29 protein-coding genes are annotated in these 22,578 nt (G+C 64.1%); 7 read left to right on the top strand and 22 right to left on the bottom strand.

Translation table 11 applies throughout. From position 1 onward, the window contains the following. Positions 1–7: 7 nt before the first annotated feature. The 5 genes from FJ956_RS25455 to FJ956_RS25435 form a co-directional block, all read right to left on the bottom strand. Positions 8–1,012 carry an ABC transporter ATP-binding protein gene (locus FJ956_RS25455; protein WP_140682444.1) on the bottom strand — a complete coding sequence of 335 codons (1,005 nt, stop codon included), beginning with the start codon at positions 1,010–1,012 and terminating at the stop codon, positions 8–10. Positions 1,013–1,058: 46 nt separating this feature from the next. Then, on the bottom strand, positions 1,059–1,883 hold the full coding sequence (locus FJ956_RS25450; protein ID WP_140682447.1) for a carbohydrate ABC transporter permease: 825 nt from the start codon (positions 1,881–1,883) through the stop codon (positions 1,059–1,061). Positions 1,884–1,894: 11 nt separating this feature from the next. After that, positions 1,895–2,767: a sugar ABC transporter permease gene (locus FJ956_RS25445; protein ID WP_140682450.1), complete on the bottom strand. Its 873-nt coding sequence runs from the start codon at positions 2,765–2,767 to the stop codon at positions 1,895–1,897. 143 nt (positions 2,768–2,910) lie between these two features. Further along, the gene (locus FJ956_RS25440) at positions 2,911–4,221 is read right to left on the bottom strand and encodes a sugar ABC transporter substrate-binding protein (protein WP_140682453.1); all 1,311 of its coding nucleotides are present in this window, start codon (positions 4,219–4,221) and stop codon (positions 2,911–2,913) included. Positions 4,222–4,394: 173 nt separating this feature from the next. Further along, entirely contained in the window at positions 4,395–5,303 is a 909-nt protein-coding gene (locus FJ956_RS25435) for a LysR substrate-binding domain-containing protein (protein ID WP_140682456.1), read from the bottom strand. 110 nt (positions 5,304–5,413) lie between these two features. Here FJ956_RS25435 and FJ956_RS25430 point away from each other — a divergent pair, with 110 nt between their 5' ends. Further along, positions 5,414–5,599 (top strand): hypothetical protein, encoded by a 186-nt coding sequence (locus tag FJ956_RS25430; RefSeq protein WP_140682459.1) that lies wholly within the window; start codon positions 5,414–5,416, stop codon positions 5,597–5,599. 20 nt (positions 5,600–5,619) lie between these two features. Here FJ956_RS25430 and FJ956_RS25425 read toward each other — a convergent pair whose 3' ends face one another. Further along, the gene (locus FJ956_RS25425; protein WP_140682462.1) at positions 5,620–6,576 is read right to left on the bottom strand and encodes a sugar-binding transcriptional regulator; all 957 of its coding nucleotides are present in this window, start codon (positions 6,574–6,576) and stop codon (positions 5,620–5,622) included. 313 nt (positions 6,577–6,889) lie between these two features. Between FJ956_RS25425 and FJ956_RS25420 the strand changes: the two genes are divergently transcribed. Further along, entirely contained in the window at positions 6,890–7,522 is a 633-nt protein-coding gene (locus tag FJ956_RS25420) for an HAD family phosphatase (protein WP_140682465.1), read from the top strand. 407 nt (positions 7,523–7,929) lie between these two features. Here FJ956_RS25420 and FJ956_RS25415 read toward each other — a convergent pair whose 3' ends face one another. The 9 genes from FJ956_RS25415 to ureC all read right to left on the bottom strand — a co-directional run bounded on the left by FJ956_RS25415 (position 7,930) and on the right by ureC (position 14,760). Further along, positions 7,930–8,697: a class II aldolase and adducin N-terminal domain-containing protein gene (locus FJ956_RS25415; protein ID WP_140682468.1), complete on the bottom strand. Its 768-nt coding sequence runs from the start codon at positions 8,695–8,697 to the stop codon at positions 7,930–7,932. 74 nt (positions 8,698–8,771) lie between these two features. Beyond that, entirely contained in the window at positions 8,772–9,404 is a 633-nt protein-coding gene (gene ureG / locus FJ956_RS25410; RefSeq protein WP_140682471.1) for an urease accessory protein UreG, read from the bottom strand. Then, positions 9,401–9,841 (bottom strand): DUF3995 domain-containing protein, encoded by a 441-nt coding sequence (locus FJ956_RS25405; RefSeq protein ID WP_140682474.1) that lies wholly within the window; start codon positions 9,839–9,841, stop codon positions 9,401–9,403. The genes ureG and FJ956_RS25405 overlap by 4 nt, the downstream gene beginning before the upstream one ends. Beyond that, on the bottom strand, positions 9,838–10,509 hold the full coding sequence (locus FJ956_RS25400; RefSeq protein WP_140682523.1) for an urease accessory protein UreF: 672 nt from the start codon (positions 10,507–10,509) through the stop codon (positions 9,838–9,840). The genes FJ956_RS25405 and FJ956_RS25400 overlap by 4 nt, the downstream gene beginning before the upstream one ends. Then, on the bottom strand, positions 10,502–11,074 hold the full coding sequence (gene ureE / locus FJ956_RS25395; RefSeq protein ID WP_140682477.1) for an urease accessory protein UreE: 573 nt from the start codon (positions 11,072–11,074) through the stop codon (positions 10,502–10,504). Before ureE ends, FJ956_RS25400 begins: the two co-directional genes overlap by 8 nt. Positions 11,075–11,129: 55 nt before the next feature. Next, complete coding sequence (locus tag FJ956_RS25390) at positions 11,130–11,780, bottom strand: glutathione S-transferase family protein (RefSeq protein WP_140682480.1); 651 nt, start codon at positions 11,778–11,780, stop codon at positions 11,130–11,132. 45 nt (positions 11,781–11,825) lie between these two features. Continuing rightward, positions 11,826–12,419 carry a hypothetical protein gene (locus tag FJ956_RS25385; protein WP_140682483.1) on the bottom strand — a complete coding sequence of 198 codons (594 nt, stop codon included), beginning with the start codon at positions 12,417–12,419 and terminating at the stop codon, positions 11,826–11,828. A gap of 69 nt (positions 12,420–12,488) precedes the next feature. Beyond that, positions 12,489–12,983 carry a DUF29 domain-containing protein gene (locus tag FJ956_RS25380; protein WP_140682486.1) on the bottom strand — a complete coding sequence of 165 codons (495 nt, stop codon included), beginning with the start codon at positions 12,981–12,983 and terminating at the stop codon, positions 12,489–12,491. Positions 12,984–13,044: 61 nt separating this feature from the next. Then, positions 13,045–14,760 (bottom strand): urease subunit alpha, encoded by a 1,716-nt coding sequence (gene ureC / locus FJ956_RS25375; protein ID WP_181170345.1) that lies wholly within the window; start codon positions 14,758–14,760, stop codon positions 13,045–13,047. Positions 14,761–14,924: 164 nt separating this feature from the next. Between ureC and FJ956_RS25370 the strand changes: the two genes are divergently transcribed. After that, positions 14,925–15,293, top strand: a complete 369-nt coding sequence (locus FJ956_RS25370) for a hypothetical protein (protein WP_140682492.1) — start codon at positions 14,925–14,927, stop codon at positions 15,291–15,293. 201 nt (positions 15,294–15,494) lie between these two features. Beyond that, positions 15,495–15,974 carry a hypothetical protein gene (locus FJ956_RS25365; RefSeq protein WP_140682495.1) on the top strand — a complete coding sequence of 160 codons (480 nt, stop codon included), beginning with the start codon at positions 15,495–15,497 and terminating at the stop codon, positions 15,972–15,974. Positions 15,975–15,994: 20 nt separating this feature from the next. Here the strand turns inward: FJ956_RS25365 and FJ956_RS25360 are convergent, their stop codons facing one another. Genes FJ956_RS25360 through FJ956_RS25340 form a run of 5 tightly spaced genes read right to left on the bottom strand, consistent with a single transcriptional unit; the run spans position 15,995 to position 18,399 of the window. Further along, positions 15,995–16,300: an urease subunit beta gene (locus tag FJ956_RS25360; RefSeq protein ID WP_140682498.1), complete on the bottom strand. Its 306-nt coding sequence runs from the start codon at positions 16,298–16,300 to the stop codon at positions 15,995–15,997. Positions 16,301–16,307: 7 nt separating this feature from the next. Then, on the bottom strand, positions 16,308–16,901 hold the full coding sequence (locus FJ956_RS25355) for a HupE/UreJ family protein (RefSeq protein ID WP_140682500.1): 594 nt from the start codon (positions 16,899–16,901) through the stop codon (positions 16,308–16,310). Between the two features lie 25 nt (positions 16,902–16,926). Beyond that, positions 16,927–17,181: a DUF1272 domain-containing protein gene (locus tag FJ956_RS25350; protein ID WP_140682503.1), complete on the bottom strand. Its 255-nt coding sequence runs from the start codon at positions 17,179–17,181 to the stop codon at positions 16,927–16,929. Between the two features lie 12 nt (positions 17,182–17,193). Next, complete coding sequence (locus FJ956_RS25345) at positions 17,194–17,496, bottom strand: urease subunit gamma (RefSeq protein WP_140682505.1); 303 nt, start codon at positions 17,494–17,496, stop codon at positions 17,194–17,196. A 21-nt stretch (positions 17,497–17,517) separates the two neighbouring features. Continuing rightward, complete coding sequence (locus FJ956_RS25340; RefSeq protein ID WP_140682508.1) at positions 17,518–18,399, bottom strand: urease accessory protein UreD; 882 nt, start codon at positions 18,397–18,399, stop codon at positions 17,518–17,520. Positions 18,400–18,601: 202 nt separating this feature from the next. On the opposite strand from FJ956_RS25340, the gene FJ956_RS25335 reads away from it, so the two are divergent. The 3 genes from FJ956_RS25335 to FJ956_RS25325 all read left to right on the top strand — a co-directional run bounded on the left by FJ956_RS25335 (position 18,602) and on the right by FJ956_RS25325 (position 20,908). After that, complete coding sequence (locus tag FJ956_RS25335) at positions 18,602–18,856, top strand: acyl carrier protein (RefSeq protein WP_041003067.1); 255 nt, start codon at positions 18,602–18,604, stop codon at positions 18,854–18,856. Positions 18,857–18,860: 4 nt separating this feature from the next. Continuing rightward, a complete protein-coding gene (locus FJ956_RS25330; RefSeq protein ID WP_140682511.1) occupies positions 18,861–20,069 on the top strand; it encodes a beta-ketoacyl-[acyl-carrier-protein] synthase family protein in 1,209 nt (402 codons plus the stop codon). A gap of 134 nt (positions 20,070–20,203) precedes the next feature. Continuing rightward, positions 20,204–20,908, top strand: coding sequence for a glutathione S-transferase N-terminal domain-containing protein (locus FJ956_RS25325; RefSeq protein WP_140682514.1), 705 nt, complete (start codon positions 20,204–20,206; stop codon positions 20,906–20,908). 423 nt (positions 20,909–21,331) lie between these two features. Here the strand turns inward: FJ956_RS25325 and FJ956_RS25315 are convergent, their stop codons facing one another. Both FJ956_RS25315 and FJ956_RS25310 read right to left on the bottom strand, forming a co-directional pair. After that, entirely contained in the window at positions 21,332–21,652 is a 321-nt protein-coding gene (locus tag FJ956_RS25315; RefSeq protein ID WP_140682517.1) for a hypothetical protein, read from the bottom strand. Between the two features lie 170 nt (positions 21,653–21,822). Beyond that, positions 21,823–22,437 (bottom strand): nucleoside triphosphate hydrolase, encoded by a 615-nt coding sequence (locus tag FJ956_RS25310; protein ID WP_140682520.1) that lies wholly within the window; start codon positions 22,435–22,437, stop codon positions 21,823–21,825. Positions 22,438–22,578: the final 141 nt, after the last annotated feature.

Here is a 22,578-nt window from a genome sequence, read left to right as displayed (position 1 = left end):
CCCATCCTCACTGGGCCAGCGCCTTGCCGTCGGCGCCGAAGCGGTGGAGCTTGGCCTTGTCAGGCGTCAGGTAGACGGTATCGCCGTGTTTCACGCCGACCTCGCCGTCGGCGCGGACATTGACGGTGCCGATACCGTCCGCCTGGACGTGCAGGAAAGTGTCGGAGCCAAGATGCTCGGCGACGCCGACCGTCGCCTTCCAGTCGCCCGACGTGGTCGAGATGTTGAGATGCTCGGGCCGGATGCCGATAGTCTTGGCGCCGTATTTGTCAGCCGGCGCGCCCTCGATGAGGTTCATCTTAGGCGAGCCGATGAAGCCGGCGACGAAGAGGTTCTTCGGCGTCTTGTAGAGTTCCATCGGCGAGCCGACCTGCTCGATATTGCCGGCGTTGAGCACGACGATCTTGTCGGCCATGGTCATGGCTTCGACCTGGTCGTGGGTGACGTAGATCATCGTCGTCTTCAACTGATGGTGCAGCTCGCTGATCTCGAGCCGCATGGTGCCGCGCAGTGCGGCATCGAGGTTGGACAGCGGCTCGTCGAACAGGAAGGCCGAAGGCTGGCGAACGATGGCGCGGCCGATGGCGACGCGCTGGCGCTGGCCGCCGGAGAGCTGGCCGGGGCGACGCTCGAGATAGTTGGTGAGGTTGAGGACGCGTGCTGCATCCTTCACCTTCTTGTCGATGGTCGCTTGGTCCTCGCCGGCCATCTTCAATGGGAAGCCGATGTTCTTGGCGACCGTCATATGCGGATAGAGCGCGTAAGACTGGAACACCATGGCAAGCTTGCGTTTGGCCGGCGCCTCGCCGGTGACGTCGCGGCCATCGATCGAGATGGTGCCACCGCTGGTGTCCTCGAGCCCGGCGATCAGCCTGAGCAGCGTGGACTTGCCGCAACCCGATGGGCCGACGAACACGACGAACTCGCCGTCCTCGATGTTGAGGTCGATGTCCGGAATGATCACCGTCGACCCGAAGGACTTGGAGACGTTCTTGAGTGTGATGTTTCCCATGGCTTCCTCCCGGGGATGGTCTTCGTCGTCCGCCGCTTGGGCGTTGTTACTTCACGGCGCCAAAGGTAAGGCCGCGCACCAGCTGCTTCTGGCTGAACCAGCCCATGATCAGGATCGGCGCGATCGCCAGTGTCGAGGCCGCGGAAAGCTTTGCCCAGAACAGGCCTTGCGGACTGGAGAAGGAACTGATGAAGGCGGTCAGCGGCGCGGCATTGGTGGTGGTGAGCCGGATGGTCCAGAACGCCTCGTTCCAGGCGAGGATGATGTTGAGCAGCATGGTCGAGGCGATGCCGGGCACGGCCATCGGCGTCAGCACATAGATGATCTCTTTCCACAGCGAGGCGCCGTCCATGCGCGCCGCTTCCAGGATCTCGCCCGGGATCTCGCGGAAATAGGTGTAGAGCATCCACACCACGATCGGCAGGTTGATCAGCATCAGCATGACCATCAGGCCGATGCGGCTGTCGAGCAGGCCGGTGTCGCGGAAGATCAGGTAGATCGGGAACAGCACCGCGACGGCCGGCATCATCTTGGTGGACAGCATCCACATCAAGATGTCCTTGGTGCGCTTGGTCGGCGAGAAGGCCATCGACCATGCGGCAGGGACCGCGATCAGCAGCGCCAGGATGGTCGAGCCGACCGACAGCAGCACCGAATTGAAGAAGAACTTGAAGTAGCCGCTCTGCTGCTGGACCTCCGAATAGCTCTCGAAGGTCCCGGATGGGATCAGGGCGAAGCCCTGGATCGCCTCCTGCTCGGACTTGAACGAGGTGATGATCGTGTAAAGGATCGGAAAGAAGATCAGCAGCGCGACGATCCAGGCCGCGGCCGTGGCGATGGTCTTGTGCTGGGTGGTGACTGCGCGTGCCATCTTGTCCTCCCTTATTTGTCGAGGTTCTTGCCGACGGCGCGCATGGCGAAGAAGGCAACGATGTTGGCGAGAATGACGGCGATCACGCCACCGGCGGAGGCCTGGCCGATTTTGAACTCCAGCAGCGCCTTCTGGTAGACGAGGAAGGGCAGGTTGGTGGAGGCATAGCCCGGGCCGCCATTGGTGGTGACCAGGATCTCGGCATAGATCGAGAGCAGGAAGATCGTCTGGATCAGGATGACAACGGTGATGGCGCGCGACATGTGCGGCAGCGTCAGATAGATGAAGCGGCTGAGGAAGCCGGCGCCGTCCATCTCGGCCGCCTCCTTCTGCTCGCCATCGAGCGACTGCAGCGAGGTGAGCAGGATCAGCGTCGCGAAGGGCAGCCACTGCCAGGCGACGATGATGATCACAGCCGTCAGCGGGTGCTGGCCGAACCAGTCGATCGGCTGGGCGCCGAAGAAGCGCGCAATGTCGGCGAAGACGCCGTATTGCGGGTGCATGATCATGTTCTTCCAGACCAGCGCCGCCACCGGCGGCATGACGAAGAACGGCGAGATGACCAGGATGCGCACGATCCCCTGACCCCAGATCGGCTGATCGAGCAGCAGCGCAAGAAGAATGCCGCCGATGATGGTGATCAGCAGGACCGCCACGACGATGGTCAGGGTGTTTAGAATGGCGGCGAAGAACGCCGGATTGTCGTAGAACAGCTTGTAGTTGGAGAGACCGACAAAGCCGTCGCGGATCGGGTTCAGCGGATTGTATTGCAGGAACGAGAACCACAGCGTGAAGGCCAGCGGCACGATCATCCAGATGAACAGCAGGATCACCGATGGCGCCATCATGAAACGGGCAAGCGAACGGGTTTGCTGAGTAGCCATGACGGTCACCCTCCCAAGGTCAGCCGGATTTTCAGACTTGTGCCAGAATTTTCCCGATTTTGAAGGGTGGCCGCCCGAACTGGGTTTCGGGCGGCCACCTGCCGGTCATGATAGGCGACCGGCGTTCGGCACCGGGAGGAGCCTTACTTGATGTAGCCGCCTTCGGTCATCGCCGCGGTGGCTGCGTCCTGGGCCTGCTTGAGCGCATCGTCGACACTCGACTGGCCGGCAAGGGCGGCCGAGAAGAGCTGGCCGACGGTGGTGCCGAGGCCCTGGAATTCAGGAATGGCAACGAACTGCACGCCGACATAGGGCACTGGCTTGACGGTCGGATGCGTCGGGTCGGCGGCGTTGATGGAGTCCAGCGTCATCTTCGCGAAGGGCGCCGCCTTCTGGTATTCCGCATTGGCGTAGAGCGAGGAGCGCGTGCCCGGAGGAACGTTGGCCCAGCCTTCCTTCGAGGCGACCAGCTCGGCATAGTGCTTGCTGGTTGCCCAGGAGACGAACTTCTCTGCGGCATCGGCCTTCTGGGTGCCGGCGGGGATCGCCAGCGACCATGCCCACAGCCAGTTGCCGCGCTTGCCGAGGCCGTTGTCGGGCGCCAGCGCGTAGCCAACCTTGTCGGCGACCTGCGAGGCCTTCGGATCGGAGACGAAGGACGCCGCCACGGTGGCGTCGATCCACATGCCGCACTTGCCCTGCTGGAACAGCGCCAGGTTCTCGTTGAAGCCGTTGGACGAAGCGCCCTCCGGACCGTCGGCCTTCATCAGGTCGACATAGAACTGCAGCGTGTTCTTCCACTCGGGCTGATCGAACTGCGGCTTCCAGTTCTCGTCGAACCAGCGGGCGCCGAAGGAGTTCGACATGGCGGTGAGGAAGGCCATGTTCTCGCCCCAGCCGGCCTTGCCGCGCAGGCACACGCCGTTCACCCCGTTGGCGCGGTCGGTCATCTTGTCGGCGGCCTGCTTGATGAAGTCCCAGGTCGGCGCATCGGGCATCTTCAGGCCCGCCTTCTCCATCAGGTCCTTGCGGTACATGACGAAGGAGCTTTCGCCGTAGAAGGGCGCGGCATAGAGCTTGCCGTCGACCGAAAGGCCGCCGGCAATGGCCGGGATGATGTCCTTGACGTCGTAGTCGTCACCGAGCTTGTCGAGCGGCAGGAGCCAGCTCTGCTTGGCCCAGATCGGAACCTCGTAGGTGCCGATGGTCATGACGTCGTACTGGCCGCCCTTGGTGGCGATGTCGGTGGTGACGCGCTCGCGCAGCACGTTCTCTTCAAGTGTGACCCAGTTGAGCTGGATGTCGGGGTTGGCCTTGGTGAAGTCGTCCGTCAGCTTCTGCATGCGGACCATGTCGCCATTGTTGACGGTGGCGATGGTGATGGATTCGGCATGCGCGGCGAAAGCGAGAGCGCTGGCCGACAACAGGCCCAGGGTGAGCGTGCGAAGTTTCATCAAATTCCTCCCATAAACCAAGTTGAGCATTTGCCTTGGCTATGGGCAATTACTCACTTGGCGTGAATTATGTCAACCCTGAATCTATGCTGCAACGCAGCAGAAATGACGTTACGTGACCCGATCCAGCGATGCGGCCGGCATGTTGGGAGAGGAAGCTAAGGGCGGGCGGGCTACGGGCAGGCGATCTCGGCCAGGATCCAGTCGCGGAAGGCGCGGATCTTCGGCACGTTGCGGCGCGCCGTCGGATAGACCAGCCAATAGGCATGGCCGTCGTCGCCGACCAGGTCGAAGGGCTGGACCAGGCGGCCGTCGGCGATCTCGTTCTTGAACAACGCCCTGGTCAGGATCGCCACGCCATGGCCGGCCATGGCCGCGTTCGCCTCATAGGCCTGCGCGCCCATGCTGGAGCCGGGCCGTTTTGCGAGGTCGTGCCCGGTCACGCCGGCGGCCTCGAACCATTGCATCCACCAGATGTCGCCGGGGTCGAGGATCGGCAAGCGCAACAGGTCCGCCGGATCGTTGACGCCGCCGATGCTCGCCGCGAGCTTCGGGCTCAGCATCGGCGTGAAATCGGCGTCGAGCAGCTTATGCGCCTCCAGGCCCGGCCATTTGCCTCCACCGGAACGGATGGCGAGATCGACATCCTCGCGCGCGAAATCGGTCAGGCGGCTCGACGTGTCGAGCCGCACGGCAAGTGCGGGATGGGCGAGTTGGAACGCGCCCAGATGCTGCGCCAGCCAGTTCGAGGCAAAGGTCAGCACGGTGGTGATGCAGAGCAGGCCGTCGGCGCCGCCGCGCGCCGCGGCATAGGCCTGGCCCAGGATGGCGCAGGCTTCGCTGACGGCGGGCGCCAGGCGCTGGCCGGGCTCGGTCAACTCGATCTGCCGCGGGCGGCGCAGAAACAGCGGCGCGCCGATCCGCTCCTCGAGCAGCTTGATCTGGTAGCTCGCGGCCGCCTGGGTCATGCCCAGCTCCTGCGCGGCCTTGGTGAAGGACAGGTGCCTGGCCACCGCCTCGAACACCCGGATCGCCTGCAGCGGCGGCAGCGGCGAAAGCTGCGGGGGCTTCAGATCGGGCATAAGGCCTCCTTATGGGTCATGATCGAGGTTTAATTGGAAGCACGAACCGGCCATCCCGATATTTGGGGTCGACGATCAATCCAGTTCAAGCATTGCGAAGGCTGACGATCATGGTCACGGTTCAGGAAAAGCTCCTTTCCACCCCGGCGCAAGGGTGGTTTTTCACGCTCGTGCGGGAATTTGCAAGGTTTTCAAGCCGCCGGCGCGGTTATCTCGATGCCCGGGAATTATCCGAGCATCTGCAGCGCGACATGGGCTTTCTCGACGGCAACGATCCGCGCGGCCGTTCGCAATAGCCGGCGCCTTTTATGGGCAATCAGCCGGCAAGCAAGGCTTCGGCCGTCCGTTCGTCGGTGATGAGGCCGTTGACCAGCCGGCGGTTGACGGCGGCTAGGATGCCCGGCAGCTTGCGTTCGCCCATGGCCAGAGCAATGACCAGCGACCTCTCCCGCGACGGCAGCGCGGCGGAGGACACCCGGTCGTTGGTGATGCCCTCGATCATGCGACCCTCCCGGTCGTACACCCATCCAACGATTTCGGCGATGCCGCCGGCCTTCTGCAGCGCCTTCAACTCGCTTTCGGAAATGAAGCCGTCCTCATAGAGGGGTGCCTTGGGCCCGAGGTCGCCGATGCCGACGAAGGTGACATCGGCCTCGGCCGCCAGCGCCAATGTAGGCTGGATCATCGGCTGGTTGAGCAGCATCTCGCGCTCTTCCGGCGAGGACGCAATGACCGGCAGTGGCATCGGGAAGGACCGCGCCTTGACGCGGTCGGCCATGGTGAAGATGACGTTGTAGAAGGCTGCCGAGCCGTCGGGCGAGATGTTGCCGGTCAAGGACACGACCTTGTGCTGCGGGCATTCCATCGGCGGCAATTGCTCGATCGCCGCCTTCAGCGTGCGCCCGGTGCCGATCGCCATGACGATGGGGGCCTCCGAGCGCAGCCGGCGTTCGATCTCGGCCGCCGCCGCCTCGGCGATGCCGATCGTCGTCGAGTTCGAAGCCGGATCGCTCGGCACCACCTCGACAAGGTCGAGCGCGAAGCGCGACTTCAGCCGTGTGGCGAGGTCGAGGCAGTTGGCGATCGGGTGATCGACCCGCACCTTGATCAGGCCCTCCGACATGGCCAGCGACACCAGCCGCTGCGCCGTCTGCCTGGAAATGCCTAATTTGGCGGCGATCTGGTCCTGTGTGTTGCCGGCAACATAATAGAGCCAGCCGGCGCGCGCGGCGTCGTCCAACCTTGTGCTGCCGGTTTCCTGTCGCGAATTCACGTCCTGCCTCCCCGCCCGCAAGAATGTTGAAACGGGCGCCATAGCTTACAGCGATTGCGCCAACGCGCAATTGTCTATCGAAAGAGCAATTGCTTGGAAGCGTTGCAGGGCTCCCGAGGGGTCGATCCGCCGCTTGCCCAACCATTTGCCGGCGGGATGGTTTATCTCCACCGGGAAACGTACTAAAGCGCGTCGCGATCTTTCAGGTTCGCTCCATGCGCTTTAGTGTTTTATTTTGCGCATGTCTTTGTCCCGAAACCGGTTACCACTTTCGGGAGACATGCTTTAAGGGGATCGGCGAAGGGAGCCGCGCATGACGCCGAAAGCCGTTTTCTGGGATATGGACGGGACGCTGGTCGACAGCGAGCCGCTCCACGAGGCAGCACTTGTGGCAGCGCTGCGCAGCGTCGGCGTCGCCCCGCCGGTCGACCTGCACGAGCGCGTGCTGGGCATCGCGGCATGGCCGGTCTACGAGATGCTGCGCGACGAGTTCGGCCTGTCGCTGCCCTTCGACGACTGGATCGTGCGTAAATACGATCACTATCTGCCGCTGGCCGAAACACTGAAGCCACGCCCCGGCGCGATCGAGGTGTTCAACGAATTGCGCGCCCTCGGCGTCGAGCAGGCGGTGGTGTCCAACTCCGACCGGCTGATCGTCGATGCCAATCTGCGCGCCGTCGGCCTCACCTATCCAGGCATGATGACGGTCAGCCGCAACGACGTGATCGATGGCAAGCCGCTTCCCGAACCCTTCCTGCGCGCCGCCTATCTCGCCGGCGTGGATCCGGCGGATGCTTTTGCCGTCGACGACAGCCTGACCGGCGCCATGGCCGGGCTGGCGGCGGGCATGAAGACGATCTTCTGGCCCGAGGCGCCGATGGAAGGTCCGGCCGGAGCGATCGTCATCAACAGCGCTGAAGAGTTGCGGGCGCAATTGGGACTCTGAGGCAGCGTCAGCGCTGCCCCTCATCCGTGCCGGCACCTTCTCCCCGTGAAACGGGCTACGGCATGCACACCTTTCCAAGCAACTGGCTTTTGGCGATAGCGTGCGTGGCTGCTTGGCGCATGCATTGTCTTAGTAGCGCTGGTCGACCCCCGCTCCGTCTCGGCTTTGCCGAGCCACCTCTCCCCCGATCGACGGGGTAGAGGAAAGGCGTCAAGCTTCCTGCGGTCAACGCTCGTCCAGCAACGCTCCCTTCCTTTCCCTCCGGAGGGGGGAAAGGTGGCGCTGCGAAGCAGCGACGGATTGGGGGAACCACGTGGCAATCAAGCCTCGGCCTGATCACTCGCGCCAGTCACAGAAGATGATGGTGCATAGCGTAGCGTAACCGGGGGAGAAGGAAGGGGCCAGCATCAATTCCGGTAGACCGGCTCTTCCTCATCGAGGATCGCTTTCAGCTCGGCCAGATGGCGCTCGGCCTGGCCCGGGTAATCGTCCATCTCACGCGCGGCCTTCTCGGCGATCTCGTCGGAGAGCGTGCGCAGCGGGCGGCCAGTCCACAGCGCCTTGATGTAGGTCTCGGCGGCGCGCTCGAAATAGAACATGCGGTTGAAGGCATCGGCGACGTTGTCGCCGATGACCATGACGCCGTGGTTGCCCATGACCATCACCTTGACCTTGGGGTCGGTGAGAAGCTGCGAGCAGCGCTCTCCCTCCTCCTCGAAAGCCAGCCCGCCATAATTGGCGTCGACGACATGGCGGTTGAAGAACATGGCCGAGTTCTGGTCGACCGGCGGCAGCGTCGAATCGGCAAGCGAGGCAAGCACCGTGGCATGGATCGAATGGACATGCATGGCGCAGCGCGCATGCGGGACGTTGCGATGGATGGCGCCGTGCAGGCCCCAGGCGGTCGGGTCCGGCGCGTTGGGACCGGACAGCGTTTCGGGATCGTTGGCGTCGATCAGCAGCAGGTCGCTCGCCTTGATGCGCGAGAAATGCACCTGGTTGGGGTTCATCAGGAACTTGGTTCCGTCGTCGTTGACGGACAGCGAGAAGTGGTTGGCCACCGCCTCGTGCATGTTGAGCCGCGCGGTCCAGCGGAAGGCGGCGGCAAGATCGACCCGCTCCTCATAGTAGGGCAGGTTGCTCAGCGGTTCCTTGTGCAGGCGGGCAAGGCTCATCGAAAATCCTCCTGTTTGGGTGAGAATGCCGTGCGAAGCCGCTGCCAGCAACCGCAAACTGGTAGGTCAGCGGCTTAGGCGGCAGGCCGCTCCGACTGCAGCCCGCCCTGCGCGACGATGAAATCGACCACTTCTTGCAAGCCCTTGCCGCGCGACAGGTCGGTGAAGCCGAACGGCCGCTTGCCGCGCATGCGACCGGCGTCGCTTTCCATGATGTCGAGGTTGACGTTCACATAGGGCGCCAGATCGCTCTTGTTGATGATGAGGAAATCCGAGCGGGTGATGGCCGGTCCGCCCTTGCGCGGGATCTCCTCGCCCTGACAGACCGAGATGACGTAGAGGGTGAGATCGGCAAGGTCGGGCGAGAAGGTGGCGGCGAGGTTGTCGCCGCCGGATTCGATGAAGATGATGTCGAGATCGGGGAATTTTTTGTTCAGCTCGGCGATCGCCCGCAGGTTGATCGAAGCATCCTCGCGGATGGCGGTGTGCGGGCAGCCGCCGGTCTCGACGCCGACGATGCGGTCTTCCGGCAATGCTTGTAGCCGCGCGAGCATCATCGCGTCCTCCTTGGTGTAGATGTCGTTGGTGACGACGGCGATGGAGAAGTCGTCGCGCAGCGCCTTGCAGAGCTTTTCGGTCAGCGTGGTTTTGCCGGAGCCGACAGGGCCGCCGATGCCGATGCGAAGGGGACCGTTTTTCGACGTCATGCCGGAAACTCCGTGATGGCAAGGACTGCGAAGCCCAACCCGATCAACAGGCAGAGCGGCGAATAGAGGCGCTGGTCGAGCCGCGCGAAAGGCTGTTCGGGCGCAAGCCTGCGCCACCGGGGCGTGAAGCCGACAATGCCGCGTCCGAGGAAGACGAGGCCGATCATCAACGCCGTGGCCGCAAGGCCTTCCCGTGGAAAGGGCGTGGCGAACTCGCCAGCGAGCGCCAGCGGCCAGAGCGTCGCGAGCGCCAAGCAAGCGGCGACCGCGAAGCTCGCGGCGGTCGAAGGCATCTCGTCGACGCCGCGGAAGCCGACGACGGCGCGGGCGCAGGAGGCCTGGTCCGTGCCCGGCCAGATGCCGCCTATGCCCCAATAGACATGCAGCGTGGTGATCAGGAGCAGGATGAAGGAGAGGACGACGGCAAGCACGATCATGAGCGGAACAGCCGTGAGTATTGCGTTTCATGGCTCATCGCCATGATGTCGGACATGAAGGCCGCGCCGCCCAGATCGTCAAGCGTCGAGGCAGCCGCGTGGGCAGCCATGTCTATGGCCGATGTTTCAAAGCCGGCTAACAGTGCGACCGCATCGGTTTGACCAACGACGCCGAGCCTGATTGCAGCCTGCACGAGATTGGAGAAAAAAGCCTGCAGGAAGGCAGACAGCGCCTGCGCAAGGTCGATGCCGCCGCTGCCGGCAACAGCGCCGACCGCAACGCAATAGGGGCAGTCGGCCGGCAGACGTCCCAACACCGGAGGCGACCAGGCGGCCGTCGCCTGGAGAAAGGCCGCGCCCTGCAGCATGGTTTCCATGTGGCGTTCCTGGGACCCGGCAAGCGCTTCGGCCAGCGCGACAACCTCGTTGAGATCGCCACCGTCGCGCGCACGCCGCCAGCTCTCTGCGAAGAGCACGGCGTCGTTCCAGCCGGAGCCCATCTCGATCAGCGTCTCCAGCCAGCCAGCGAGATCTTTCCGATCGGCGATCAGTCCATCATGCACGGCGCGCTCGAGGCCGTGGCTGTAGGCGAAGCCGCCGACCGGAAAGGCCGGTGACAGCCAGGCCATCAGCCGCAAAAGCGCGACGCTGGAAAGCTGATCAGTCATGATGGTGGTGGTGACCATGGTGGTGATGGTCGTGGTCGTGATGATCATGGTCATGGTGATCATGATCGTGATCATGCGAATGGCCGTGCTCGTGCCCATGTCCGGAATAAGCGCCGCGCACTGGGCTGAACGGCAGCAGAACCTCACTCACCGTGGCGCCGAGACCTTCCAGCATCGCCTTGATGACATGGTCGCGCAGGATGAGGATGCGGTTCGCCTCGATCGCCGCCGCGAGATGACGGTTGCCGATGTGCCAGGCGAGCTCGGTAAGATGAACCGCGTCGCGGGCGCGGATGTCGTAGACCTCCTCGGGTGCTGCGACGATCTCGAGCTGGCGGCCGTCCTCCAGCACCAGGCGGTCGCCATTGCCGAGCGTCACCGGCTCAGGCAGGTCGACCAGCACCTTGTCGCCGGCCGCGGTCTCGATGGCGCGGCGGCGCAGATGCCGCTCGTCATGGGCAAGCACGGCCTTGTCGTAGGGCGTGGCCAAAGCCGGATCGCCGGCCGCAAGCACCGAGACGGCGCGCGGGAATTTCGTGAAATCGGTGTTTATGTTGAGCTTCATTTCATGGCTCCGCCATTAGAGCGCCGCGCGTCCTCTTGGACGCGCAAAGGACGCTCTAACACTTTTTAATCGACGCATCGTGCTTTCCGAAAATCGGTTCCGATTTTCGGGCCGATGCGGTGGCTTGGGCGCGGGCACGAGCGGGTCGCGACAGCACACGGTCGAAATAGGCATTCACCCGTTCGGAGTCGATCGGGAAACGGCCGGCGCGGGCCCAGCCGCCCATGTCGCCGAGCAGGACATCGACGGCGGAGAACCGGTCGCCCAACGCAAAGGATCTGTCGCCAAGCCGGCGGTCCAGCGCCTTTATTTCGGATGCGAAATCATGGGCCGCGGCCGGGCCTACATCGACGCGCACGTCCTTGGGCAAAAGGAAGCGGTGGCGCAGCTTGTTCCACAGCGGCGCTTCCAATTCGCTCTGGGCGAAATGCATCCAGGAGTCCATCTCAGCGCGGCCGGCGAGGCCCGGATTGGCGCCCATGCCCCGATCCGCATGCTTGTCCCCCAGATAGACGCAGATCGCTGCCGAATCCGTGATTTTGAGGTCATCATCGATCAGGATCGGCACCTTGCCGGAAGGGTTGAGCGCATAGGCCTCCAGCGAGCGCAATTTGACCTCGACGAACTCGTAGGGCTGCCCGATCTCCTCGAGCATCCAGAGCACCCGGCTGACACGGGAGCCGCGCGATCCGACGGCCTTGTACATGGTTGAACTCTTGCCTTTCCGAGAACCCTACCGCATCGCGAACGCTCAGACGATGGTGTCGAACAGCCGCAGGATGAACGATATCTGGTAGATCAGCGTCGCCGCCACGAAGGCAACGTGGAAGCGGCGGTCGCGGACCAGGATAGCTGCGACGCAGAGCGCGACGAAGACCGGCGTGCGGAACAGATATTCGTTGCCGAAGCGGGCGAAATGCTCCGGCCCCTTCAGCAAAGTGTCGACGACGTCGAGCAGATAAGTCGCGCCGAGCAGGCCAAAGAACCAGGCGCGGCGCGAGTAGAAATAATCCTCGTAGGAGGTGTAGTCGAGCATCGAATCCGGGAACAGCAGCGCGCAGAGCAGGAACAGCGTGATGGCGTAGAAGATGATGAAAAGGTATTTGCCGAAGGTCCAGTTCTCGATGGCGTAGAGGCCGAACTCCCACCACCAGAAATGCACCAGCATCAGCAGCACCGAGGCGACCCAGGCGAGATGCACCGCGTAGATGCGGTATTGGCCGGGGTGCTGGACGATGCGGGCGGTTCCCGAAAGCAGCCGCGTGACGCCGAGGCCGATCACCATGCCCATGACGATGCGGATATGCGGGAAGATGTCGTGGGGAGAGGCGATTTCGGTGGGCATGCATAATCACAATGCGGGCTTATGGTGGGCCGCTTATGCGGCATCTGGACCATCGGGGAACCCGCGTCCCTATCCGCGAGTGAGTTGATCCGGCGACCACGGAGCGCCGGGGAGGAAATCCTGATCGAGAACGTCAGCGATTCGATAAGGACAATCGAGCGGGAAATGCTTTCCGGGCAGGCCCGTTTCGTCAATTGCATTCAGCCGCGCAAACTCAAATTCGCTAGCAAGTTGAGTTTGCGGATACGCTTTCAGGCTCGGACTCTCGTCGATCAGTTTTTTGATCTGATGCCGTTGTTCGCGGATGGTGAGTAACCAGCCAGTCTTGCGCATTTCCTCCTGGAATTCCCATTTGAGCAAATGCAGGAGCAAGGTGCCAAGTCTGTTCGCAATTTGCCTCTTGTCACTCCGCCCCAAGCTCTCGATCTCCTCCGCTAAATTCTCGCGATCGAGGTCGGAGAGACGACCTTCGCGCAACAGCGCGCCTTGCTCGGCGCACCACTGAGCGTAGTCCGTCTCAATGGGTGTAGACTTATGCCGACGCTGTATCTGAATTTTATTCATACTCGCATAATGCGCCGTTTTCGATCTTAAGCCAATGGCGGGTGACTTTGCGGCCTAAAGGTCAAAACAGGAAATACCTCTGCGCCATCGGCAGCACGGTCGCCGGTTCGCAGGTCAACAGCTCGCCGTCGGCGCGCACTTCGTATGTCTCGGGATCGACCTCGACATGCGGCGTGGCGTCGTTCAGCACCATGGAATGCTTACCGATGCCGCCGCGCGTGTTCTCGACCGCGACCATCGCCTTGTCGACGCCCAGCCTGCCTTGCAGGCCGGCGTCGAGCGCCGCCTTCGAAACGAAGGTCACCGAGGAGTTGGTCAAGGCCTTGCCATAGGCGCCGAACATCGGCCGGTAATGCATCGGCTGCGGCGTCGGGATCGAGGCGTTCGGGTCGCCCATCGGAGCGGCCGCGATCGAGCCGCCGACCAGCACCATCTCCGGCTTGACGCCGAAGAAGGCCGGATTCCACAGCACGAGATCCGCCCGCTTGCCGACCGTGATCGAGCCGATCTCCTTCGACAGGCCGTGCGCGATGGCCGGGTTGATGGTGTATTTGGCGATGTAGCGGCGGACGCGAAAATTGTCGTTGTCGCCGGTTTCCTGCGGCAGCGCGCCGCGCTGGCGCTTCATCTTGTCGGCGGTCTGCCAGCAGCGGATCGCCACCTCGCCGACGCGGCCCATGGCCTGGCTGTCGGAAGAGATGATCGAGAAGGCGCCGATGTCGTGCAGGATGTCCTCGGCCGCGATCGTCTCCTTGCGGATGCGGCTTTCGGCAAAGGCGATGTCCTCGGGGATCGAGGGCGACAGATGGTGGCAGACCATCAGCATGTCGAGATGCTCGGCCAGCGTGTTGACCGTGTAGGGCCTGGTCGGGTTCGTCGAGGACGGGATGACGTTGGGCAGGCCGCAGACCTTGATGATGTCGGGCGCGTGGCCGCCGCCGGCGCCCTCGGTGTGGAAGGCGTGGATGGTGCGGCCCTTGATGGCCGCCACGGTATTCTCGACGAAGCCCGATTCGTTCAGCGTGTCGGTATGGATCATCACCTGCACGTCATAGTCGTCGGCGACCGACAGGCAGCAGTCGATGGCGGCGGGCGTCGTGCCCCAGTCCTCATGCAGCTTCAGCGAGCAGGCGCCGGCCAAGACCATTTCCTCGAGCGCTGCCGGCTTTGACGCATTGCCCTTGCCGGACAGGCCGATATTCATCGGGAAGGCGTCGAAGGACTGGATCATGCGCGCCATGTGCCACGGTCCCGGCGTGCAGGTGGTGGCCAGCGTGCCGTGCGCCGGGCCGGTCCCGCCGCCAAGCATGGTGGTGACGCCGCTCATCAGCGCTTCCTCGATCTGCTGCGGGCAGATGAAGTGGATATGCGCGTCGAAACCGCCGGCCGTCAGGATCTTGCCCTCGCCGGCGATGATTTCCGTGCCCGGCCCGATGATGATGGTGACGCCGGCTTGCGTGTCCGGATTGCCGGCCTTGCCGATCGCGGCGATGCGGCCGTCCTTGAGGCCGATATCGGCCTTGACGATGCCGGTAAGCGCATCGACGACCAGCGCGTTGGTGATGACGGTATCGACCGCGCCGCCGGCCCGCGTCACCTGGCTCTGGCCCATGCCGTCGCGGATGACCTTGCCGCCGCCGAATTTCACTTCCTCGCCATAAACGGTGAGATCCTTCTCCACCTCGATGAAGAGCTCGGTGTCGGCAAGCCGCACCTTGTCGCCAACCGTCGGTCCATACATCTGGGCATAGGCGGCGCGGGTTATCCTGGCCATCAGCGATTGCTCCCGAAATTCAGGTTGAATGAATGCGAGGTGCACATTGTCGCCACCCAATGGTCACGCAATGACCCGCTCGGCGACACCTTGCGCTCCCATTTGGCGGTTGAGGTGCCCCGGTCAGCCCAAAACGACCGTTTGCCAAATCGATGGAAGGAATATCCATGCTCAAAGCGATACTTCTCGCCGCAACCGCCGCCACGTTGATGGCGGGCGCCGCCAATGCCCAGCAGCAGCCGACGCCGCAGCCCAGCCCCGCGCCGACCGCGCCGAAGACTCAGCCCGCGGCACCGTCGATCCAGAGCGTCAACGTGATCGACATCACCGAGCTGCCCAAGGACGCGCAGACGCAGGTCAATCAGATCGTGGCGCAGCGCGGCGATGCCGGCCTGCAGACATTGCGCAAGTCGATTGACGCGACGCCCAAGGTGAAATCCGCCCTCGAAGCCAAGGGCGTGAGTTCGGCGCAGGTGATCGCCGCCAGCCTGCAGCCCAACGGCGCGCTGACGCTGATCACCAAGAAGGCAAGCTGATTGCACGCCCAGGCGGGCCGCTTCGCGGTCCGCCAACCATATTTTGAAGGGAATGCGGGCCGCATTGCGGTCCGCCAGCCATATTTTGAAGGGAATGTGGGCCGCTTCGCGGTCCGCCGGCCAGCTTTTGAAGGGAACCTGCGGCCAGGCAGGACCGTTTCGCTGTTTTCGCCCCGCCACGAGTTCAGTCAGGAGCGAGCGATGGCGAGCCGCCTTGCAAGATGGAGTTTCGTGGTTGCCGCCACGCTTTTCGTGGCCGCGCCCCATGTTGCACTCGCGGCGCAGCCGCTGGACAGCGACAGGCCTGCCGCGGCAATCGTCGATTCCGACATCCGCCAGGAGGAAGCGCTCTCCAAGACGGAAGCCGGAAAGGTCATCACGGCCATCGACCGCACCCGCGACAACATCGGCACGGTGCGCAAGACCACCAAGCTCGACACGGTCGACATCGTCTTCCTGACCGACGCGGCGCGCAGCGAAGGCGGGCCGCCGCCGGCGATAGAGAACAAGGTGAAGCAGCATCAGGAGGATGTCGCCGAACTGCGCCAGGAGATCGAGGCGAACGCCTTGCTCTTCAACGCGATCGATTCGCGGCGCGTGCAGGCAGAGGACGTGCTCGCCGTAGAGTTCGACAATCCGGGGAAGGTCGTCATCTATGCCGCCGCCAAGCCCCCGAAGTGATGTGAGCGCGCCGGCGGACCTCACAATTTGCCCATCACCTTGAGCTGGAAGCCATAGACCTCGCGCTTGCCGCCCAGCGGCACCAGCGTGACGTCGCGCTCCTGCCCGGGCTCGAAGCGCATGGCCGTGCCTGCGGCGATGTCGAGCCGCATGCCGCGTGCGCGGTCGCGGTCGAATTTCAGGCCCTCATTGGTCTCGAAGAAATGATAGTGGCTGCCGACCTGGATCGGCCGGTCGCCGCTGTTGGCGACCTTGAGCGTGACGGTCGTTAGCCCCTTGTTGAGCTCGATGTCGCCTTTGGCCGTGATGACTTCGCCGGGGATCATCGCGCCCTCACAGCACGCCGAAGGCAAGGCCGAGGCCAACCGCCGCGCAGGCAGCGCCGGCGACGCGCGCCAGGCCGCGGAAACGCGAGCCTAGCCCGAGACCGGCCGCGATGCCGACGCCGTGGAGCAGCGCCGTGGTGATCGCAAAGCCCGCCATATATTCCAGCCCGCCGGCATTTTCGGCGACTTCCGTGCCGTGGGCGTGACCGTGGAACAGCGCGAACAGGCCGATGATGGCGACCCCCGCCGAGACCGGCAGGTCGATCGCCAGCGCCACCAGCAGGCCGAGCGCCACCATGGAAGCGAGGATGCCCGGCTCGACGAAGGGCACCGGCACATGCAGCATGCCGAGCACGCCGCCGGCCAGCATCACGCCGACAAAGGCGAGCGGCCAGGCAAGAACCGCCTTGCCACCTTTCAGCGCCGCCCACAAGCCGACGGCGATCATGACTGTCATGTGGTCGAGGCCGGACAGAGGGTGCGCGAAGCCGGCGGCGAAGGACGAGGTGGAGCCTGCGCCGACATGGGCGTAGGCCGGCATGGCGGCTGCCAGGAAAAGGATCGCGGCAAGCGTGCTGCGTTTTGTCGAAGCGGGGATCATCTTTCTGCCTTTCCAATTGACCTGATCAAGCGGCCTTGCGCGGGCCGCAGCCTTCGGCCTTGAGCACGCGTTTGGTCGACGGCGGATATTTCACCAATTTGGCCGCCGGCCGGATCGGTCGCGGCGCGAAATTGCCGCCGCAATTGGGGCAGACGCCACCCAGCACATTGTCCACGCAGCCGGCGCAGAAGGTGCATTCGAAGGTGCAGATCAGCGCATCGGCCGCCTCCGGCGGCAGATCCTTGTCGCAGCATTCGCAATTCGGCCTGAGCTCCAGCAAGGGTCGTTCTCCTCACCTGATCGGTTCGTGCACGGTCACCAGCTTGGTGCCGTCGGGAAACGTCGCCTCGACCTGGACGTCGTGGATCATCTCGGCGATGCCGTCCATGACCTGGGCGCGAGTGACGACATGGGCGCCCGCCTCCATAAGGTCCGCGACCGGGCGGCCGTCGCGCGCGCCTTCGACGACGAAGTCGGTGATCAGGGCGATGGCTTCGGGATGGTTGAGCTTGACGCCGCGCTCCAGCCGCTTGCGCGCCACCATCGCCGCCATGGAGATGAGCAGCTTGTCTTTTTCACGCGGCGTCAGGTTCATGCAATGTCCCGGCAATCGAAATCAGAGTGACCACAATTTAGGCAGGCCCGCCCGCCCATTGAGCAGTTCGACGAGCGGAACCAGCCGCTTGCGGAGCTGGTAGCCGTCGCCGGCACAAAGCCTCGCAAGAAGCTTGCCAGATCGGCCGACGCGCCAGAAACTGGCGCCGCCCCAACCACCGATGACCGGATCGCCGATGATGGCGCGGGCCGGCTCCAGCAGGCTTTCGGCTTGCGGCGAAACGAGCAGCAATGTGGCGACGGCAAGCGCGCCGCCGGCCGCCGCTGGCCGCCGCAGCGTTGCCGCGATATCCGGCCCAACGCGAAAATCCTCCGCATGGATCAGCGCGCCGCCCCGGCGGACCCGCCAGCGGTCATGGAAACTGCCGTTGGTTGTGCGCTCGCCCATCGCCAGCCGGCCGAACAGCGTGGCTTCGAGCACCAATGCCTCGGCATCGTCGCCAAGCTCGACATCCAGCGTGCGAGCGAAGGCGGCGCGGTCGAAAACGATGGTTTCCTGCGGCAGCCAGGCCAAGCGGCCGCCCGGATCGACCCGCAGGCGGACGCTTGTCTCGGCCCTGTCGGCGGCGGCGCGATAGACCTTCTCGCAGGCCTGGGTGGTGATGGCGGCGGAGGCGCCGGCGCCGACCTCGATCATCCAGCCGAGGCGGTCGCCGCCGGTCAGCCCGCCGGCGGTGTTGATCAGCACCGCCTCGAGCGGATCGCCTTGCACCGCCGGCAGGCGGATCTTGGCCGATCCGTCCTGGTAAAGCCGCCGCAGACGCGTCCGGCCGCCGCTTTCGCCGCAGAAAAGCCTGCCTAGGCCGGCAACACGTTGCGCGGCAGGCAAGGAAGGGGCCGCCAGGGGCGAGGCAGGTTGGGATGTCAAGGTGTCGTCGATCATGTCCACGATCCCAGGTTAAGCACTCCGGCGGCTTTGTCGATATCGCTTGTTGCTTGACATCGTTTCGGTTTCTATAGAGGGAAGCCACCTTGGAGCGGTCGCGCGGTGCCTGGCGAGGTAAGGGCAACGGCGTTTGTTGGGTCCGGGGATCAAAAAGGGGCGCTGATCAGTTGGCGTCGGGCAACGACAGGGAAGGAACCGAATGGCTGACCAGCTGACGACCGAGATCATCGAAAAGATCAAGGCACATGCCGATACCGGCGGCGAGGAAATCACCGCCAGCACCGATCTCGGCACGCTCGGCATCCATTCGCTGGAGCTGACCGAGATCATTTTCGATCTCGAGGAAAAATACGGCATCGAGATCGAAATGAACACGGTCGATGCCTGGAGCAATCTCAAGAACGTCGGCGACATGGTCGAGGCAGTTCGCGAGCTGATCGCGAAAAAAGCCTGACTGCATGCAAAAACGCGTCGTCATCACCGGCATTGGCGGGATTTGCGGGCTTGGCAACGGTGTGCCGGCGATGTGGGAGGCCATGCGCGCCGGCCGGTCGGCCATCGGCCCTATCGACAACCCGTCGCTGCACGACCTCAAGGTCAAGACCGGCTGCGAGATCAAGGAATTGCCGGACCATGGCATCGACCGCAAGCAGGTCGTGTCGATGGACCGCTTCAGCCTGCTGGCGGTGATCGCCGCGCGCGAGGCCATGAGGCAGTCCGGATTGACGGCCCATGCCGACAACACCTACCGGATGGGCGCAATCGTCGGCATCGGCGTCGCGGGCTTCGAGACCATCGAAGAGAATTACCGCGCCATTCTGCTCGAGGGGCGCAACCGCGCCGCCATCTTCACCGTGCCAAAAGTGATGCCGGGCGCGGCCGCCGGCCAGGTCAGCATGACGCTCGGGCTGCGCGGCCCTGTCTTCGGCGCCACTTCGGCCTGCTCGTCCGCCAACCATGCGATTTCCTCGGCCGTCGACCAGATCAGGCTCGGCCGCGCCGACGTGATGGTCGCCGGCGGCACCGAAGCGCCGCTGGTGTGGGGCGTGCTGAAGGGCTGGGAGGCGCTTAGGGTGCTTTCGCCCGACACCTGTCGGCCGTTCTCGGCCGATCGAGCCGGCCTGGTGCTGGGCGAAGGCGCCGGCATGGCGGTGCTCGAAAGCTACGATCACGCGATGGCGCGCGGCGCCACCATCTTGGCCGAGATCGCCGGCGTCGGGCTTTCGGCCGATGCCTCCGACATCGTCGCGCCGACCGTGGAAGGGCCGGAAGCGGCCATGCGTTTCTGCCTGGCGGATGCCGGGCTCAATCCGGAAGATGTCGACTACCTCAACGCGCACGGGACCGGCACCAAGGCCAACGACCAGATCGAAACCGCGGCGATCAAGCGCGTCTTCGGCGAGCATGCGCGTTCGCTTTCGGTGTCCTCGACCAAGTCGATGCATGCGCATTGCCTCGGCGCTTCCGGCGGGCTGGAGATGATCGCCTGCGTGATGGCGATCCGCGACGGCATCGTGCCTCCGACCGCCAACTACCGCGAGCCGGACCCGGAATGCGACCTCGACGTGACGCCGAACACGGCGCGCGAGCGCAAGGTGCGCGCGGCGCTCAGCAACAGTTTCGCCTTCGGCGGGACCAACGCGGTGCTGGCCTTCAAGACGGTCTGATCGCAGCCACCCGGTTGACTGTGGTGCACGGCAAAGCCGGCTGGCGGCGTATTGATCCCGGCCGGCCAGGGTCTTAATTCTTCTTCACCCGCCATGAGCGTCGCCCCGGCGCCAATCCGCATCCGGAGTTTTCGATGACCGACCTGTCCGCCTTTCCGATCGCCAAGCGCTGGCCGGCCGAGCATCCCGATCGCCTGCAGCTCTATTCCGCCACGACGCCCAACGGCGTGAAGGCGTCGATCGCGCTGGAGGAGATCGGCCTGCCCTACGAGCCGCATTACGTCGACATCGGCAAGAACGAGAGCTGGACACCGGAATTCCTGTCGCTCAATCCGAACGGCAAGATACCGGCGATCATCGATCCGGACGGTCCGGGCGGCAAGCCGATCGGCTTGTTCGAGTCCGGCGCCATCCTGCTCTATCTGGCCGACAAGACCGGCAAGCTCATTCCCGCCGATCCGGCGCGGCGCTACGAGACGATCCAGTGGGTGTTCTTCCAGATGGCGGCGATCGGCCCGATCTTCGGGCAGGTCGGCTTCTTCCACAAATTCGCCGGGCGCGAGATTGCCGACAAGCGGCCGCTGGAGCGTTACCGCGACGAGTCGCGGCGGCTGATCGGCGTGGTCGAAACGCGCCTGAAGGGCCGCAAGTGGATCATGGACGACGACTACACCATCGCCGATGTGTCGATGCTGGGCTGGGTACGCAACCTGATCGGTTTCTACGAGGCGCGGGAACTGGTCGGCTTCGATGATTTCCCGACCGTCGCCGAATGGCTGGAGCGCGGCCTGGCGCGGCCGGCGGTGAAGCGGGGTCTTACCATCCCGGCGAAGGGCTGAAGTAGCTTCGGGAAACGTGCAGCGGTGGGCGCAACAAAAAAGCCCTGCGGGCGCGCTTGACCGAGGTCGATCGCGCGGCCCATGCCGGGCTGGTTTCGACGCTCGGCAAAAAGGCGCTTTGGCTGAAGGTGGCGGTGGGCTAAGCGGGCGCGGCTAGCGCCCACGTTGGAGATTAGCCGAAACCCCCGTCACGTCGTCATACTCGGGCTTGACCCGAGTATCCATGCCGTGGCCCTTGCCGTAGAGTGCAACGGTGCAGAATTCTGTAAACGTTGCAACGCCTTAGCGTCACGGAATGGATTCTAGGGTCTGCGCGCATCGCTTCGCTCCTTGCTCCGCCCTAGAATGACGACCGAGCTGTCGTGGTGGCCAATCGCGAAGGTCCGGCTCGGCGACTTCGCCGTCCGGAATCGCGTAAAGGCGCTATTTCGCCTTGGCCTTGGCGCCGCCGCGGCCGAACACGGAAGCCGCGAGCCTAGCGGTCGCAACGACCGCTCCTGTCGCGACGCTGGCCACGGTGCGGATCGGCCCCGACTTGCCAGCCGGCGACTTGGCATGTTTCACGCTCTTGGCCGCGACCTTGTGGGCAGCGCCAGGCGTCACTTTCTTCGGCGCCGCCTTGCCGAAAGTCGGCTTGGCGTCTTTCGTTATTGCGGGGCTGGCGTCAGCCTTGGCCTGCGTCGCCGCCCTGGATTGGTTGGCCCTGCTTTTCTTGGGCGCGGGCTTTCTGCTGTTGGTTGTCATCTGACGGCTCCTGTCATTTTCTTTTTTGCAATTCCGGAGGCAAAGCGGTGCGCGCCTTCCTGGAATTGCTCCGGCGCCGGACAATTCGGGATAGGGTCATAACGGCGTGAAAACCTTAAAGTTCCCGCCGAAAAATATTGAAAATTGAGCAGGTTAACCAATCACCAAGGTCATTGAGCAATGACCATGTCGGCCGGCCGGCGCCGCGCCAGCACGCGCTCGATGTTGGGCATGTCGTTGGAGGCGATCCAGGCGCGGGCGTCCTCGTCGGACTTGCCATGCTCCCGCCAGCGCTCCATCAGGCGGCGCTCGAGCTCGCCCCGCGGCACGTCGACGAAGATGGTGAAGTCGAACAAAGGCGCCAGCCGCGACCACGGCTCCTCGTCGAGCAGCAGGTAGTTGCCCTCGACCAAGATGAACTTGGTGTCGGCGCCGACGATTTCGGCCGCCGCGCGCGACAGTTCGATGCTGCGGTCGAACACGGGAATCGCGATATCGGGTTCGCCGGAGCGGATGCGCTTCAAGAGCGTCTCGAGGCCGGCGAAATCGAAGGTTTCCGGCGCGCCCTTGCGGGGGCGCAGGCCGCGACGGTTGAGAATGATGTCGTCATAATGGAAGCCGTCCATCGGCACGATCTCGGATGTGCCTTCCGGCAGCAGCTCATGCAATGCAGCAGAGAGTGTCGACTTGCCGGAGCCCGGCGGACCGGCGATGGCGACAACGAAGCGCCTGGCTCCGCCGGCGCGCTTGAAGATGGCGGCTGTGATATGGGCGATCTCGGACATCGGGGCTTTCCGGCTGCGGCTCAGCCGGCATCTTGGCGGTGAAAGATGGAAATTTCAAACCTCGTTCTAGATGCCAACGTTTTGACCGCGTGTTGGCAGTCTCCCGCCTTCGAGATTAGCCGGGATCCCGTCGTCATCCAC

The organism is Mesorhizobium sp. B2-4-3, from assembly GCF_006442815.1.
Classification (GTDB): Bacteria; Pseudomonadota; Alphaproteobacteria; order Rhizobiales; family Rhizobiaceae; genus Mesorhizobium.
Note: the sequence above shows the minus strand (reverse complement) of the source record. Positions and strands in the feature narration are given on the sequence as shown.

Coding starts and splice junctions, on each gene's coding strand:
- FJ956_RS25345 (WP_140682505.1), bottom strand. CDS start 17,496: ATGAACCTGACGCCGCGTGAAAAAGACAAGCTGCTCATCTCCATGGCG.
- ureE (WP_140682477.1), bottom strand. CDS start 11,074: ATGAAGCTCAACATAAACACCGATTTCACGAAATTCCCGCGCGCCGTC.
- FJ956_RS25440 (WP_140682453.1), bottom strand. CDS start 4,221: ATGAAACTTCGCACGCTCACCCTGGGCCTGTTGTCGGCCAGCGCTCTC.
- FJ956_RS25450 (WP_140682447.1), bottom strand. CDS start 1,883: ATGGCACGCGCAGTCACCACCCAGCACAAGACCATCGCCACGGCCGCG.
- FJ956_RS25340 (WP_140682508.1), bottom strand. CDS start 18,399: ATGATCGACGACACCTTGACATCCCAACCTGCCTCGCCCCTGGCGGCC.
- FJ956_RS25325 (WP_140682514.1), top strand. CDS start 20,204: ATGACCGACCTGTCCGCCTTTCCGATCGCCAAGCGCTGGCCGGCCGAG.
- FJ956_RS25415 (WP_140682468.1), bottom strand. CDS start 8,697: ATGAGCCTTGCCCGCCTGCACAAGGAACCGCTGAGCAACCTGCCCTAC.
- FJ956_RS25315 (WP_140682517.1), bottom strand. CDS start 21,652: ATGACAACCAACAGCAGAAAGCCCGCGCCCAAGAAAAGCAGGGCCAAC.
- ureG (WP_140682471.1), bottom strand. CDS start 9,404: ATGACGTCGAAAAACGGTCCCCTTCGCATCGGCATCGGCGGCCCTGTC.
- FJ956_RS25455 (WP_140682444.1), bottom strand. CDS start 1,012: ATGGGAAACATCACACTCAAGAACGTCTCCAAGTCCTTCGGGTCGACG.
- FJ956_RS25330 (WP_140682511.1), top strand. CDS start 18,861: ATGCAAAAACGCGTCGTCATCACCGGCATTGGCGGGATTTGCGGGCTT.
- FJ956_RS25365 (WP_140682495.1), top strand. CDS start 15,495: ATGGCGAGCCGCCTTGCAAGATGGAGTTTCGTGGTTGCCGCCACGCTT.
- FJ956_RS25360 (WP_140682498.1), bottom strand. CDS start 16,300: ATGATCCCCGGCGAAGTCATCACGGCCAAAGGCGACATCGAGCTCAAC.
- FJ956_RS25355 (WP_140682500.1), bottom strand. CDS start 16,901: ATGATCCCCGCTTCGACAAAACGCAGCACGCTTGCCGCGATCCTTTTC.
- FJ956_RS25390 (WP_140682480.1), bottom strand. CDS start 11,780: ATGTACAAGGCCGTCGGATCGCGCGGCTCCCGTGTCAGCCGGGTGCTC.
- FJ956_RS25445 (WP_140682450.1), bottom strand. CDS start 2,767: ATGGCTACTCAGCAAACCCGTTCGCTTGCCCGTTTCATGATGGCGCCA.
- FJ956_RS25310 (WP_140682520.1), bottom strand. CDS start 22,437: ATGTCCGAGATCGCCCATATCACAGCCGCCATCTTCAAGCGCGCCGGC.
- FJ956_RS25430 (WP_140682459.1), top strand. CDS start 5,414: ATGGTCACGGTTCAGGAAAAGCTCCTTTCCACCCCGGCGCAAGGGTGG.
- FJ956_RS25385 (WP_140682483.1), bottom strand. CDS start 12,419: ATGCCCACCGAAATCGCCTCTCCCCACGACATCTTCCCGCATATCCGC.
- FJ956_RS25380 (WP_140682486.1), bottom strand. CDS start 12,983: ATGAATAAAATTCAGATACAGCGTCGGCATAAGTCTACACCCATTGAG.
- FJ956_RS25400 (WP_140682523.1), bottom strand. CDS start 10,509: ATGACTGATCAGCTTTCCAGCGTCGCGCTTTTGCGGCTGATGGCCTGG.
- FJ956_RS25435 (WP_140682456.1), bottom strand. CDS start 5,303: ATGCCCGATCTGAAGCCCCCGCAGCTTTCGCCGCTGCCGCCGCTGCAG.
- FJ956_RS25405 (WP_140682474.1), bottom strand. CDS start 9,841: ATGATCGTGCTTGCCGTCGTCCTCTCCTTCATCCTGCTCCTGATCACC.
- FJ956_RS25335 (WP_041003067.1), top strand. CDS start 18,602: ATGGCTGACCAGCTGACGACCGAGATCATCGAAAAGATCAAGGCACAT.
- FJ956_RS25420 (WP_140682465.1), top strand. CDS start 6,890: ATGACGCCGAAAGCCGTTTTCTGGGATATGGACGGGACGCTGGTCGAC.
- FJ956_RS25370 (WP_140682492.1), top strand. CDS start 14,925: ATGCTCAAAGCGATACTTCTCGCCGCAACCGCCGCCACGTTGATGGCG.